Raw genomic sequence first — 14,557 nt, 5'->3', positions numbered from 1 at the left:
CTGTCAAAGTATCAGATATTACTTGTTAAATAAATTTAAGGCAAATAACTTCCTCAATTTACTGCGAATAGGTTTTAACTGTATACGGCTCTTAATTTGCGAAAAGCCACAGGTTACGTAAATGATACCTCCGGAAACTTTCGCGTTATGCGGGGTAGAAAAATATACCTGTTTTCAGTTTTTAAGAATATAAGCAAATTTTGTGATAAAATATGAAATATGCAATTTTTGAAGCATGAAATTATGCACGCATAGTAAATTTACCTTGAAATTTAACATTTCAAAAATTCGAAAGAGATATCGAAGAACATTTTCGGGTTTTCGGCCTGTACCCAATGACCTGCGTCTGGTATTGCGGAAACCGAAGCTTCAGGAAAGTGCCGGAGGATGAGAGATTCGTCCTGAGCAGTGATATACCCGGAATTACCTCCTTTTATAAAAAGTGTTTTTCCCTTGTATATGGCATTGTCGGGAAGTGCTTTTCCTATTTCCTCGATATTGTCGTTGAGGGAGGTGAGATTAAAACGGAAGGCAAGTTGTTCCTTGTCTTTCCAGTAGATGTTTTTCAGAAGAAATTGCCTTACGCCAAGTTCGGGGATATAGCGGGCGAGTTGCTCATCAGCTTCTTTACGGCTTTTCGTCTTTTTAAAATCGATAGACAGGAGCCCGTTGAGAATGGTTTGGTGGTGTACGGGGTAGTATTTCGGGGAAATATCGGCAATGATCAGCTTTTCTACCATTTCCGGATAGGTGGTGGTGAACAGCATGGCGGTTTTTCCTCCCATGGAATGCCCTATGATGCTGATTTTTTCCAATTTGTGCTTCAGGCAATAGCGGTGCAGGTCTTCGGTAAGTAATTCGTAGGAAAACTGGTCGGAATGAAAACTTCTGCCGTGGTTTCTCTGATCGATAAGGTGAACCTCAAACCCGTTTTCGGCATATTGATTTCCCAGGGTTTTCCAGTTGTCCGACATTCCGAGAAATCCGTGCAGAATAATCAGGGGGTTTCCTTGTCCTACTATTTTGGAATACAGTTCTTGCATGCTTTTACGATCTGTTTTTTTAATTACGCTACCCGCTTTCCTGAAATATACTATAAAAAGATGAAAAGGAAAAACAATGATATTGCCGGGTACAAATATCGTGATTATCTTATTTCATATACGATGATCTTATCCTTTTCTCCCTGGGTAACGAATTCCAGTTTTCCGTTGCCATCCATATCGGCGAGGTCTATTGCGGAAGTTCCGTATACGGGGAAATTGCCGAGTAGCAGGGCATTACTGTCAAAAAGGTATATTTTTTTTGCCTGGATATCGGTGAGGGCTACGTATATTTTATTGTTGATGTAAAAGATATCGGGACCGGTATAAATACCGTAATCCAGTTCGTATTTGTGTTGTTTTATGGTAAGTATGTTGTCGGACAATGTGGCCATTGTCCTGGACGTTGCGGCAATATGGTGGTCTTTGGCCAGCCCCAGGGCTATTTTGTTAAGTCCGCCGCGTTCATCTGCCTGGATGAGGTCGCCATCGCTGTTGGTGGTTGTAAATTTATCCTGGTAGAGATATAGTTTGTTATCCGAGAAATCGATATTTCCTTTTACGTTAACCCTGCTTTTCCCGGTGCGGTGCAGCAGGTGCAGGGTACCGTTTTCTTCCTGCAGGGCAATGTAATCCCTCGTACCTGTCCGGAAGTGTTGAGGAGGATTGAGGACAGGACTTTTGGAACCGCTGAAAACAAATCCTTTTACCCTTTTTCCGTTGCTATCAAAAGGGATAATAACATTTTCCTGGGTTATGAAGAACCGGTATTTTTTATTGTTGTCATAATCAAATACGGCAAGTCCTTTGGTAACAGGCGCCTGTACTTTAACGGGGAAAGGCGAAACATCGTTACCATTGCGGTCTATGACATAAATGCCGTCCGGCAGGGTGAAAGCAAGCTGGAGTTTTCCGTTCCTTAAAATGTCTACCTGCTCTATTTTTCCCAATATCCGGGCGTTTAATTTCTTTTTCCACAGCACTTTTCCTTCATTGGAAATCAGGTACAGATTGTGCTCCATGTCCTGTACTGCTACTTCTTTTTTCTTGTTCAGGTGGTTCGTCACCAGTTGAGGCGGAATAGCTATATCGGCATCCAGAGCTATATTGAATTTCTCCGAAATCCCGGTTGAAACATTTGCTTTTCCGGGTTTTTGCAGTAAGATATTGGTATGCGTAAAATTTTTATCCGCAATACCCTGTACCACCAGGTATGGGAAATCATCCGGGGACGAAAGCGAAAGGTCTTCATGATACCCGGAAAGCATTTTTTCGAGGAACAGTTCCTTATATTTCAGAGCTATACCCACTGCGAGCATGGATGAGGCATCGGGAAGGCTCTTCATGATCTCCGAAAAGGAAGTCCGTTTGTCCAGGGTGGACTGGTTCTGGTAATTCGTGATAATATCGGTTAGCGCTTCCGTATCGCTTCCCAATACGATATAGTCGTCCACCGCAGTATAAAAACGCATGGAATTTCCTCTTCCGAACGGGGGGAGAGTTTCCGTAAAAGGTTTGAGGGTGTCTATCTTGTATATATTGTGTTCCCGGAAGGTAGTCTGTAATACGGCGGAATTGGAAAATGCTTTTTCCGCCACACTGGCGTCAAAGGTGTGAAATGTCACCACATCATGGTTTTCGCCGTAAATAACCCCGACTTCATCTGCCGTAGCCAGAAGGTCGTGAACGGGAGAGTCAGACAAGGAGTCTTTATACGCGCTGAAATCATAAGGGGCCAGAGATAACATCCCTTTGGCATCGGCGGGGGTGATTTCTGTAGTTTTCCGACGTCCGACGGGTATGGAAGTTGTTTCGGAAATAATGGCTTTACCCGGAACGATTCCCGTAAGCAAAAGTTCCCCCGGAGATAATGAGATGTCGAACATGGCCCATTTGGTTGTCCTGGCCGAAGAGGGCTTTTGTGTTTTAGTGGTACTGTCGGATAACGACAGGTTTTCAGGATAAAAAGGATGGTTGCGAAAGAAAAACGAAGCCTGTTTGTCTTTGTTGGCCAGGTCGTATATTTTCCGGAAGGCATCCCTGTCGGGCGTGTTTTTCCCTAGTATGCTCTGCTCGATCAGGGTGTCGGAAGACGATGCTATAAAAATACTGTCGATAATCGCATTAAAAAACCTGTGGTTCTTAGAGGAAACCTGTTTTATGGAGGTTTTATGGAGAGAAGAGTTTTCGGTTTTCCACCCTTTCAGGGAGTCTAATGTAGTATAATTATCGGTATCTCCCGAGATATAGGCATAGTCATAAATACTGTCCGAACTCCGGATAATACAAAGAAGGGCCTCGCTTTTTTTATCCAGTACCCGAAGCGGTTCCAGTTTTTTGGAAAGTCCGGGAGGGATAAGTGTATTAGACTTTAAAAAGTCATTGTTTTTCAATGCATTGAAAAATGCCTGCGGATTGGATATCTTAACAACAATGGAGGTGTTTTCCGGGATATGGGAAATGAGATCGGTGTTTGTTTTTTTAGGGGAAGTACAACTTGCCAGGACGAGGGAAAGTATAAAAAAAACAGCGGTCTTTCTCATTCGGATAAATTCCATTTTTACCTCAGGTTGTTTATAATAACGAATTACGGGACAATACTATTGTTCGAAATTACAAATTCCGTGCCCGTAAAAGAAAATAGCCTGTAAAATACGGGCTATTTTCCTTCTCCTTTTTCTTCTGTGGTTTTGGTTTTTTGATTGCTCAGCGCTTGCCTGATCTGCTTGGCCAGGTTAAAGTTCGGCGCCAGGCTTATAGCTTCATCGATCAGTTTCAGGGCTTCATCTATTTTGGTTTTGTCCTCATTATAGGTAAGCAATCCCTTTTCATAAGTCAGTGCAGCTTTTAACGGCACTTCATACGGAGGTTTGCTTTCGTAAAAAGGGACTTTCATGTCGTCTTTGACATTTTCTAGTCCGTATGCAATATGTTTTTTGGCTTCTTCTATTTTACCTATCTGCAGGTTGAGGTCCGCAAGTTCGTATGCGAGGAAGGCATCCGGTTTTCTTTCAAACAGGATATCGTATTGCTGTACGGCCAGTTGTGGCTGGTCCAGGGATTTCAGGGAAATCGCTTTTACATCGACAGCCATGTCCGAAGCTGAGACATCTTTTTCCGTCCCCAGCAGGTTTATGGCTTGCATGTACTGTCCCGAGTTGGCATACAGGAAAGCCAGCGTGTCTTTTCTTGCATCGGAAGGTTCTATGACATATAAATGCGTCAGTGCGTTAATAGCGCCCCTAATATCTCCCTGGGTTCTCATTTGCTTGTAAAAAGCGTTGTAGTGCTTTTTAAGGTCGCTTTGGCCGTTTGCAGCGAAAAATGATGCAAACACGGCCAGGATAATAATTTTCTTCATTTTGTTCAAACGTGTTTTTAAGGTTTTCAAAACTAAAAAAAAATAGGATTGAAAAAGGAATAATTAACTTTAATTAAATTGTTTATGAAAAATAAGTGGTTTTTATCCTGTAGGAATACCACATTTTTTCCGTTATAACCTGTCTTCTACTCACCGGGCGCTTCAAAATAAAAAGCCTTTATGTCTTCTTTTAACCGGGCTTCGTTTGGGCTATTTTCAGCTTTTTGTGGTTAAAACTGAACTTACCGCGATTTTTAGGTTGTTTTATTAAATTTATGTCATCTTTCCCTGTTCTTTATTTCTGTAAGTTTGTTCTGTCATCGATCTGTTTTTCCGGGAGTTAGCCGGAAAAATGTTTTTTTGTGGATAGAAAGCAGGCGTGCAGTAATAACGTCAAAAACAGCTATATGAAAAAGCTTTACTCACTAAGTGATATTTATGCTCCGTCCCGATAACTATCGGGATTATCGGGATCAAAAATAAATTTTAAACAGTTTCTAAATACTTGTGCGGAAAGTATATTGAAGTTTTTCGGACAGTTTTTCGGAAGAAATTATTTTTCCCTTTGCGGGAGTATTTGTGAATTCCGGTGCAGGAAGATCAAATTCCCTCGCTTTTTCCGTGTAATACTTTTTTCTTGTGGGGTGAAAGGGAAAAGCGGCATGATAGGTTTCGTCCCATTTTTCCTGTTGCAGTATTTCCAGGATGACGGAAATACAATCGTCCAGATGGATGAGGTTAACCGGGGCATCCGGGTTTTTAAGTTCCTTTTTTCCCGACAGGTGATATACAGGGTGCCGGTCCGGCCCGATAAGACCGGCGAATCTGAGGATGGTGGTCCGAAAATGGGAAGAGGACTGTAATAACCGTTCGGCAGCCAGCAATTGTTTTCCGCTTTCGGTTTCCGGATCGGGAAGCGTTTTTTCCGTGATAACCGTGTTATCATCCCGGAATACGGATGTGCTGCTTATAAAAAGGAGTTTTTTAACGGAAGAATTCGCTACGGCGGCCAATAGTTGTTTTGTTTTTTCCACAAAATTTTCCGGGTTGGCGCCGCGTAGTTTCGGGGGGATATCTACCAGAATCGTATCCACATCTTTAAGGAACGAATCCATTGCCCCCTCTATCTTATCTTCCTGCAAACGGATGAGGAAAGGGTGTATTCCTGCTGTGGCGAGTACATTTTCCTTTTCCGCAGAAGTAGTGGAGCCTTTAACATGATATCCTTTTTCAATACATTTTTCAGCTAGGGGAAAACCGAGCCATCCGCAGCCGAGAATTGCTATCCGCATAGAAATACAGTTTGTTTATGGACGATCAAAAGTAACAGTTTTTTTGACAACGACGGCATCGTTAAGGACAAAGGGCATAGGGATATGATCCCTGGGCCTGGCCGGAACGGTAAACAACGGGTTTTCCAGCAGGTCGTTGGATGCTTCGTAAAATATGAGTTCCGGGGTTTCTTCTTTGGGGAAACGCAGGCTTATTTCCGTATAGTCATTATCACTTATAAAATGAGAAAACAACCGGTTTTCCCTTTTCGGGTTTTGAAGGTATTTTTCGGGCAGATCAAAACTATTCACTTTACAGGAAATAATATTTTGCAGGGAAGTAAAGACATCCAGCCGGGTAACATTGCGTTGCGGTATTATGCAAACTTCCACTTGTCTGTGGGCGCCGATAATCGTATCGTGGAGTATTTCTACCACGGGCACGGGAATCTCTTTTACCGGTGCGGCAGAAGTATAGGAAAACCCGGTATTGTATTTGCTGGCAATGGTAGCTTCTTCACCGGGAGAAGGTACTTTTTTATCCTGCCCGAGGTAGGCGGAATTCCACGTGCCGGGAACCTTGTCGTAAGTAGCCCATTCCGCTTTACCTGTATCCGTATCCATAACATATAACAAGCTGTCCGGTTTCGGCCTGTCTTCGGTGAACCCGGATTGTGTATGTGCAGTAATAAGCAATACCAGGGTTACAACGCCTGCAAACAACGCCAGTTTATCCTGTTGCCTGTAAAAACCGAATACGGGGATCAGCAAGCCGAAGAGTAATACGGTGAAGAGAGTAGAGGCTACCATCATTTTCAACCCTAGTCCAACGGGGAACATCTGTATAAAAGGGGTGAATATCCATATGGCGGGAAGCACGAGAATGGCCATAAGTAAAAGATGGGGTTTTTCAAACCAGAGGAGTACAGCCATAGAAATAAGCCCCGCATATACCGGGATGACAAAGAAGGAAGCTCCTTTCAGGTAAATTCCGAGCAGGATACAAATGACAACCCAGAAAAAGACAGGGAAAATAAACAGGTTTACAGGTCTAATGTGTCCGAATTTGTGATAGGTAGAGAAACAAATAACCAGGCTTAGCGCCGTGAAAGCCGCAATGTAGTAATACCCGTTATACGTAAATCCATGAAGAATATCGGCATACTGCGGATATATTCTGAGCAGTAACGGCCAGCTGTAATACCCTATAAGCCCGCATACGAGCAAGGTGATGGCAAATGGCAGTATGCCCAGGAGCATTTCCTTTACATGAACCTTTTTCTTTACTATGCCAAAAATAAGAAGCAGTAAAAACAGTACGGCAGCCAGGATATTCATGGTTGTGATCCAGGAAAAAGGATAGGATATGAACGTAGAGAAGGGGGCGTTAAAAAACACGTAATCTTCATTGCTCTTCAGGTTGGAAATATCGGCATTGCTGAAATAGTGCAGCAGTGGCATGAGGTAACTGCCCTGGTGTTCCAGGGTGTTACGGTCCAGCCTTTGTTCGGTGTCCAATGCGGTATGATAGTCGAAGTGATCGTCTATAAAAGCAAAATTAAATCCGTCCGTATCGGCATCTTCCCGGAAAATGGTGAGATCGGTATCATTGGGGAGCATTTTGTATATGCTGTACATAAATGAATTGCTCACCGGGTATTCGGGGCGGGCTTTGGTGAACTCGCGGATAAGGCCGGAATTTCCGCCATTGGTTTCCACCAGCATAAAACCCGGGCCTCCGCTGCCTCTTGCTTCGAAATTGAGTACTAGTTTCACGTCTTTTGCCCAGGGGTGTTGCTTTACAAAAAGCCTTGCGCCGTTAAGTCCGAGTTCTTCCGCATCGGAAAACAGGATGATGATATCGTTTTCCGGAACTTTATTTCCGGCAAGGAAAGCCCGGACGCCTTCGAGTATGGTTGCTACACCACTGGCATCATCGCTGGCCCCAAAGGAAGAATGCGGACTGCTGTCGTAATGGGATAGCAGCATCAGGGCCTGGCCGTTGCCACTTCCTTGTATCCGGGCCAGTATATTCCGGGCTTTACTGACATTTCCCCAGTTGCCCGAAATATAACCTTCCTGTACCTTTGTTTCCAGTCCCATTTTACGGAGTTCGGACAACAGGTATTCCCGTACTTCTTCATGGGCTGCAGAACCTACGTAATGCGGTTTTTGCGAGATGGCCCGGATCTGTATCATTGCCCTTTCCGTAGAAAAAGTGTTTTCCGGTGCATTTACTTTGGTGTAAGTATGCGGCATAATGGCATAGAACGACCAGTAAACGGCTCCTATGATAAAAAGAAGGGACAGTGTAGCGGCATAGCGTTTCATGGTATGGTGGTTTAGTAAAAACAAAATTTCCCGTACAAAATACGAATATCCCCGGATATAGGAAATAATAACGGCGGGGGAATCAGGGTAAACACATTATATAAGAGAGGAACAGCAATCAGTAATCCGTAAACGGTAACAGTGTTATAGTTCGGGGCTGAAGAGTCCCGATATATCGGGATGACGTTGGAGGTATTATTTCTTTGTTATACGTTGCCGGTTGCCGGTATATATAATTCTCCAAACCTGAAACCCGGGGCTTCGATACACCCATCGCTGCGCCTGGGCACTCAGCCGCCTACGCTGGGGGGCCTGCCCAAATCTGTAACCTGCAACCTGCAACCTGTAATTTTAAACCCGGAACCATTAAACGTTGCAATTATAGTTTTTTTAATGTGTTTGCCCTGGCGGGGGAATCTCCGGTGGATTTTCAGGTAAAGCAGATACTGTTGACGGCGCAAACCAGCGTAGTAGGGATATTATATTGCTCCTCAACTCCCCAACCTTTTTATGGTACTTAAATTTTAAGAATACGGGGCGATCTGTGCCTGTGAACCGGAAAAGATGAGTTTGTTATAATGTTATTTTTTAAATATTTAATATCGATTTATGATATAAAATTATGTTAATTAATTATAAATCACTAAATTTAGAGAAGAACTTAAAATACGACAACCATGGGAATCAAGAGTTTTCAGGGGGCCAGAGAGGAAGTAAAAAGAGAGTACCAACGCCCCATAGCAGTAGCGGATTATATGACGAGGAAGTTAATAACATTTACCCCGGAACAATGCCTTCTGGAAGTAATGGAAACGTTTATGAAATACAAGATTACCGGGGGGCCAGTAATAGATGACGACGGAAAGCTGATCGGGATTATCTCGGATAGTGACTGTATGAAACAGATATCGGAGGGACGTTATTTTAATATGCCTATAGGGGACATGACCGTACGAAAGTATATGTCCGGCGATGTAATGACGATCAATGGCGATGTCAGTATTTTTGATGCGGCTACCCAGTTCCATAAAACCAGGCACCGTCGTTTTCCGGTGTTGGAAAACGGTTTCCTGATAGGGCAGATCAGCCGTAAGGATGTTATGCTTGCTATCCTTAAACTGAGTGGACATCATTGGCGTTGATACCTGTGCAAGGCAATTTTTTCATATAGGAAACACATCCCTGTGATACGGTAGTGAATTTTAGTTTCTTCGTACCAGCATATAAAAGTCGTTTTCCAGCGGAAGGTACCCAAGATCATAGAGGAAATAATATATAGTGCCGTTCCTGGTGGTATAGGTATTGGTAAAGTATTCGAAATCGAATCCTTTTTCCATGAGTCTCATTTTTGTGGTTTTTGTTTTGTCTCCCGGGTTGAGTTCTGATAATATCCGGTAATTTTTGCGCAGTTTGTTGTTAATATTCCGGATGAGGTTTTTACTGTCCTTGTTGAGCCGGTTATTGTAGGTGTTCCTGCAATGGTCGCTGCAAAACTTCTTGTCCGTTCGTCCGGAAACCTTTTCTCCGCATTCCAGGCAGTTTCTGGCCATTACTCCCCGCGTTTATAATGGAACGTCATTTCTTCACCGGATTCTTCGAAAAAGACGTGGATATTAATTTCATCCGTACCGATCTTTTCAAAGGTGAGGCCGTCGAAATACACTTTGTCTTTTTCCATGCGGACCAAGCGGAACTCCTCGCTTTCGTCTTTTTCTTCCCAGCCTTTTAAATCCTTATCGAAATGTTTGATACGGAGCAGCAGGGTCTCATCCTGCTGGCTGATGGTACATAATTCATAAAATTTCACCTCGTCATTTACAACGAGTTTAAAAGATCCCATCATAGAGCCGCCCAGGGGAGAGCCCCATATTTCTTCGGTGGTCCCGCCAAGTGCAGTGCCTTGCCAGTAGCCGGATATCCAGGCAATTTCAGAGAGTTGGGCTGCCGGAGAGGTGGAGTTTTCCCGCCATTGTACAGTGTGTTGTGCATAAGTAAAACCAAAGGGAATAAGGCACAGAAGTATAAGTGTTTTCATTGAACTGGGTTTTGGTGGTAACTATAGTTATTTAAATATGCTTATGGGATAGGATAAATATAATAAAAATTATCTATCGGGTCTTTTCGGATTTTATGGGAGACCCGGAATCGTTTTTTAACAAAACTCCAGGTTTTCGTGCTTTTTGTTCCGAAACGGGGTGGAGAAAGTGTGTGTAAAACTTACACAACAGGTGTGAAAACGGGTATTATTTTCCTTTGGGGCCAGCAGGAATGAGACAGTTTTTTGGCATATCTGTAACGGCCTTATTGGCCGGATATGGAAAAAATTACTTTATCACCAGTTTCCTGGTGGAGATGTTATTGGTCTCCGTAACCTTTATTATGTATATACCTGCATTGAGGGAGGAGACATTGAGGGTTTTCCCGTTTATTTTGGTACGCAGCACTTCTTTTCCGAGGACATCGAAGATAGATACGTTTTTCGGGAGATTTTTCTTGGAATGTATGACTACGGTACCGTCAGTGACCGGATTAGGGAATAAGCGAAGCTCTTCTATATCCTTCTTCGGAATCGTATCTTGTTTAGGCCTTGAAACAAGAGCCCTGTAGTTGGTCTTGTAAGGCGTTTTTGTTTGTTTTTCCTGGGAGTGTCCCGTGGATAAAAAACCGAGCGTTAGGATAAGAAGGTAAAATTTTTTCATTCGCCACATTATTAGGTATATACAAAGTTATTAAAAAAATGTTTCCCCGTTGCTAATATTTTGTTAATCCGATACGATATTATTTATAAAAATGTGTCAGAATTCATACAATCTACTCAAATTTTATTCCAAACAGCCATAAGGGAATAAAAAAACCGCTATTACGAAGTGTAATAACGGCTGTACGCGAATGAAAATTGTATTGTTTTAAAATGGCTATGGGATCGTTATTCCTTATCCAGTCCGAAATAGTTCATTACGGCAAAAAAATCTTTAAAGTCAAGGTCCGCCGGGGTAATGTTGCGTATAGCTTCAGGTTTTATGGCTATGACTTTTAATTTCTTATAATTCAATGTTTTTTCGTAAGATTCTGAATTTTTAGACTGTTCAGCAATGATTTTAAACTTTACAAGTTCGGGGTTTGATGAATCTTTTTCATATTCATTGTAAATCTTATAATTTTTGTCCTGTCTGACTCCCGGAACAGGATACCATTGATCAACTCCTTCATCAGAAGGATTGTAAAAGGTAAGGAATATTCTGGAATCTGTTTTTGTTGAATCTGTTTTTGCTTCTGGTAAAACAAGTTCCAGGCTCAAGCTGTCTTTGAAAGACTGGTTATCGAATTCATAAAGAACAGCATCATCGCTGAGTTGTGATCCGGGGTTTTCCGGGGTGTTATTATCGTCATTGGAACATGAGATAAAACAGATACTGAATAAAAGTATAAGACTATATGTTATAAATTGAGTTTTCATTTTTTTAGTATTATGCCCTTTAAAAAACGGCGTTAATAATGAATTTTGTTATCGTTGTTTTAAAAATTTTCCCGGTATCTAATCGGGATGGCTGTTACATTATTGTTCTCGTTACTTTCATCTATGGATTTATTAACATCCAGGACCAATAACAGATAATAATTGCCAAATGCTTGATTGAAGTCAAAATCGGAACCGAATATACTTCCCGAAGAATCTTTTGAATTTCCAGCATTGATAGAAGAAAGAGAAAAAGTTGTGCTAAATTTAAAATCGTTACTGTCTAGTTTATTATCTGAAGATAGATACAATCCTATTTTTGAACTTCCTGCACTGGCATTACCCTGATTATCCACAATAATCAGATTGAAACTAAGTATCCCTGCGTTTCTGGAAATGATATGACGTTGAGACCCCAGGTTACTGAGAGGCCCGGGACAGCTACTACACTCACTGCTAATTACTGTGCCGGATTTATTGAGAACGAGATCCGCTTCTCCTTCCGGACAACCGTTATTAGAAGAGGGGCCGGGTTCTGTGGGGCAATCATCATAAGCATCCATCACACCGTCTCCATCACTGTCATCGCAGACATCGCCTTTGCCGTCCCCGTCTCGATCTGCCTGGTTGGGATTTGACTTGTTGGGGCAGTTGTCGCAGATGTTGGGAACCCCGTCTCCGTCATTATCCGCGAGATTTATGGTAGTAATACTGGCGTCGCTTATTGTTATATCTTCATCTGATCCTTCCTGAATACCGGCATATTTTACATAATAGTATTTTGATTGATAACGAACTACTTCTCCGACCTTTAACGGATAAGCGATCATTATTTTGGCCTTTACACCACTTGGCGAGGAGACGGGATAATCACAGTATTTATTGTTAACATCAGAGATCGAGCTTCCGATATATTGTAGCCGATGACGTTTGTATGTCCTTGGGTTATTACAAATATCGGTTATCCGGGGAGTTACATAGCTTCCACTGATAGTGGCATCCACATTGGTGCCTTTTGTGTCCCTTGACTCAATAACCGCCCAATATTTGTAATCGTTTCCTTCCAAATGACCTATAAATACAGTTCCAACAGGTAATTTATTTTCTAAAGAGATATTTAGCTTGAGTGTATTGCTGGTTGTAGTACCATTAGAGCAATACTTGCTAACAGAAATACTGTCAGATTTAAACTCGCGTACCAGGTGATATTTTTCTGTGACCTGGGCGGTCATGCGCAAGCATAACATAACCGAAATTAAAAAGAAAATGTAAGTTTTTTTCATGGTAAATATTTTTTAAGATTAGGTAAGGCTAAAATAGATTGAACGGTTATTTATAATGTTATAATAGGGTTATTCTTACATTAATAAACATTGAACAATTGTACTAACTTTTTATCCAAATACCTTAAAATCTTATCTGAGAGGGATTATTTTATCAAACACTTGTTTTTTTAACATTTATGGCCTGTAGATTTTTTATTTTGAACTACAGAGTGCTTCCATAAAACGGATAGGAAAGAACTTACCCCTTCTTCTTTACTTCAATGTGTATGCGCCGGCTTTTTGTGATACTTGTCCGAAAAGCGTGGGGACATATTTTTATTAACTAAAAATTGGAATTATGAAGAATATAATTCAAACCAAATTTACAGACACAGACCATAAGGAGATAGATGTACATATCTCTAAACTTGAATCCCTTTTGAAGGGGAAACTTGAAGCGCTTACCGAAGAACAGCGGGTAAGATACGGTTCTATAAATGAACAGAACAAGCTTTTTGTCCGTAAGGTATATGATTACAGGCAAAGCAGTTCGGATCTGAGTGCGCCGGAGGTGGACTGGAAGGAATTTGAAAAGGACTTCCAGGCCCGTAATTTCCTGGAGACCCGGCTGGATAAACTGCGTAGCCTGGCCTACCAGATGGAGAGCACCAAAATGATGCACGACTATGACAATTATCGCGACGCCCTGCTGGACTACGGATATGCCCAGTATAAAAGGGGTGCGGGAGCAAATGGCTACACGGAAAAAGTGGCAGAGCTAAAGCAGTTTTTTCCACGTTTGCGTAAAAACGGTGAAAACGGAGCGGGAGCAGAAAGTGTATAACTTTCGAGCAAGAGGAAAAGAAGGGTAGAAGTCATACCCTGTCTATGGCACTCTATATTATTTCAATGAACTCCGGGCATTGTTCCGGAGTTTTTTATGTTTTACAGGGGATCAAATAGCAGAGAAGGGGGCTTATTTGGGTATTATAAGGTACTGTTTCATTAAAAAGATATCTTTTATACGTTCCGGAAGCCAACGAATATGTCCGGAACGTATTTTTTTACGTCTTAGGACGTAAAATTTCAGGTCCGAAACCTAAACGGATACGTCCCCTGACATAAAATTATACGTCTTTACCCTAAAACTATACGTTTGGAACGTAAAAGGAATACCTTTATAACGTAAATACAAGGACAAAAACATGAAAATCAGGAAATCCAGTCTTCAATGATCTGGTCTATATTACCTATTATTTCTTCTAGTTTTTAAGCTTAAATACTTGCTTTTGATAAATTATTAATTGAATTGCTAAAGCCATAATTATTTGCCATAGAGAATATTGATTTAAAATAGGTTTGTTTAAATCCCTCCTCTCTGGCAAAGAATCCAAATAATTCATAAAATATAAAAAACCTAAGACTAATATAACTACTGAACTTATAATTATTAGAAATGTAAAGTTAGTTTTAGGAATATGAAAAATGAATTTATAAGCAAAAAACACTAATAATGGTGCTATAATAAATGCCGAAGTTATAACGGCAAGGATTTTCCCTGAATCTTCACCCAAAAACTCAAATGTTCTTTGAGTAACGACCAGGCTATAATAGGCCATAAAGAAAGTTATATAGGAGATTAGTAAACTAAGGAAAACTCCAATAATCGGTTTAAATTTGTGAATATCCCAATTAACAAGCCCAATAATCAATCCAAAAGATAAGGGGTAGTAAAATAGGTCATTAATAATAAAAATAAGGCATAAGAAGCATAGAATAGGTGCGACTATAACTTTAAAGAGTATTGCTGTGTTTTTCATAAATTTTAT

The 14,557-nt window shown here is 41.3% G+C and carries 13 protein-coding genes; 2 read left to right on the top strand and 11 right to left on the bottom strand.

Going from position 1 to position 14,557, the window contains the following annotated elements:
- Nucleotides 1-272 precede the first annotated feature (272 nt).
- From ACVBDU_RS05430 to ACVBDU_RS05410, 5 genes are all read right to left on the bottom strand, one after another.
- Nucleotides 273-1,043 (bottom strand): alpha/beta fold hydrolase, encoded by a 771-nt coding sequence (locus ACVBDU_RS05430; RefSeq protein ID WP_447178747.1) that lies wholly within the window; start codon nt 1,041-1,043, stop codon nt 273-275.
- 104 nt (nt 1,044-1,147) lie between these two features.
- Complete coding sequence (locus tag ACVBDU_RS05425) at nt 1,148-3,586, bottom strand: hypothetical protein (RefSeq protein WP_447178746.1); 2,439 nt, start codon at nt 3,584-3,586, stop codon at nt 1,148-1,150.
- A gap of 116 nt (nt 3,587-3,702) precedes the next feature.
- The gene (locus ACVBDU_RS05420; RefSeq protein WP_447178745.1) at nt 3,703-4,404 is read right to left on the bottom strand and encodes a tetratricopeptide repeat protein; all 702 of its coding nucleotides are present in this window, start codon (nt 4,402-4,404) and stop codon (nt 3,703-3,705) included.
- Between the two features lie 497 nt (nt 4,405-4,901).
- Nucleotides 4,902-5,696 carry an SDR family oxidoreductase gene (locus ACVBDU_RS05415; protein WP_447178744.1) on the bottom strand — a complete coding sequence of 265 codons (795 nt, stop codon included), beginning with the start codon at nt 5,694-5,696 and terminating at the stop codon, nt 4,902-4,904.
- Nucleotides 5,697-5,711: 15 nt separating this feature from the next.
- Nucleotides 5,712-8,006: a M28 family peptidase gene (locus ACVBDU_RS05410; protein WP_447178743.1), complete on the bottom strand. Its 2,295-nt coding sequence runs from the start codon at nt 8,004-8,006 to the stop codon at nt 5,712-5,714.
- A gap of 677 nt (nt 8,007-8,683) precedes the next feature.
- On the opposite strand from ACVBDU_RS05410, the gene ACVBDU_RS05405 reads away from it, so the two are divergent.
- The gene (locus ACVBDU_RS05405; RefSeq protein ID WP_447178742.1) at nt 8,684-9,148 is read left to right on the top strand and encodes a CBS domain-containing protein; all 465 of its coding nucleotides are present in this window, start codon (nt 8,684-8,686) and stop codon (nt 9,146-9,148) included.
- Nucleotides 9,149-9,208: 60 nt separating this feature from the next.
- Here the strand turns inward: ACVBDU_RS05405 and ACVBDU_RS05400 are convergent, their stop codons facing one another.
- From ACVBDU_RS05400 to ACVBDU_RS05380, 5 genes are all read right to left on the bottom strand, one after another.
- Complete coding sequence (locus tag ACVBDU_RS05400) at nt 9,209-9,556, bottom strand: hypothetical protein (RefSeq protein ID WP_447178741.1); 348 nt, start codon at nt 9,554-9,556, stop codon at nt 9,209-9,211.
- A complete protein-coding gene (locus ACVBDU_RS05395) occupies nt 9,556-10,041 on the bottom strand; it encodes a DUF6265 family protein (RefSeq protein ID WP_447178740.1) in 486 nt (161 codons plus the stop codon). The genes ACVBDU_RS05400 and ACVBDU_RS05395 overlap by 1 nt, the downstream gene beginning before the upstream one ends.
- 289 nt (nt 10,042-10,330) lie before the next feature.
- Entirely contained in the window at nt 10,331-10,705 is a 375-nt protein-coding gene (locus ACVBDU_RS05390) for a T9SS type A sorting domain-containing protein (protein WP_447178739.1), read from the bottom strand.
- 227 nt (nt 10,706-10,932) lie between these two features.
- Nucleotides 10,933-11,463, bottom strand: a complete 531-nt coding sequence (locus ACVBDU_RS05385) for a hypothetical protein (protein ID WP_447178738.1) — start codon at nt 11,461-11,463, stop codon at nt 10,933-10,935.
- A gap of 59 nt (nt 11,464-11,522) precedes the next feature.
- On the bottom strand, nt 11,523-12,746 hold the full coding sequence (locus ACVBDU_RS05380; RefSeq protein ID WP_447178737.1) for a thrombospondin type 3 repeat-containing protein: 1,224 nt from the start codon (nt 12,744-12,746) through the stop codon (nt 11,523-11,525).
- A 340-nt stretch (nt 12,747-13,086) separates the two neighbouring features.
- Between ACVBDU_RS05380 and ACVBDU_RS05375 the strand changes: the two genes are divergently transcribed.
- Nucleotides 13,087-13,572 carry a hypothetical protein gene (locus ACVBDU_RS05375; protein WP_447178736.1) on the top strand — a complete coding sequence of 162 codons (486 nt, stop codon included), beginning with the start codon at nt 13,087-13,089 and terminating at the stop codon, nt 13,570-13,572.
- A 418-nt stretch (nt 13,573-13,990) separates the two neighbouring features.
- On the opposite strand, the gene ACVBDU_RS05370 is transcribed toward ACVBDU_RS05375, so the two are convergent.
- On the bottom strand, nt 13,991-14,548 hold the full coding sequence (locus ACVBDU_RS05370) for a hypothetical protein (RefSeq protein WP_447178735.1): 558 nt from the start codon (nt 14,546-14,548) through the stop codon (nt 13,991-13,993).
- Nucleotides 14,549-14,557: the final 9 nt, after the last annotated feature.

Source organism: Sinomicrobium endophyticum, from assembly GCF_052983315.1.
Note: the sequence above shows the minus strand (reverse complement) of the source record. Positions and strands in the feature narration are given on the sequence as shown.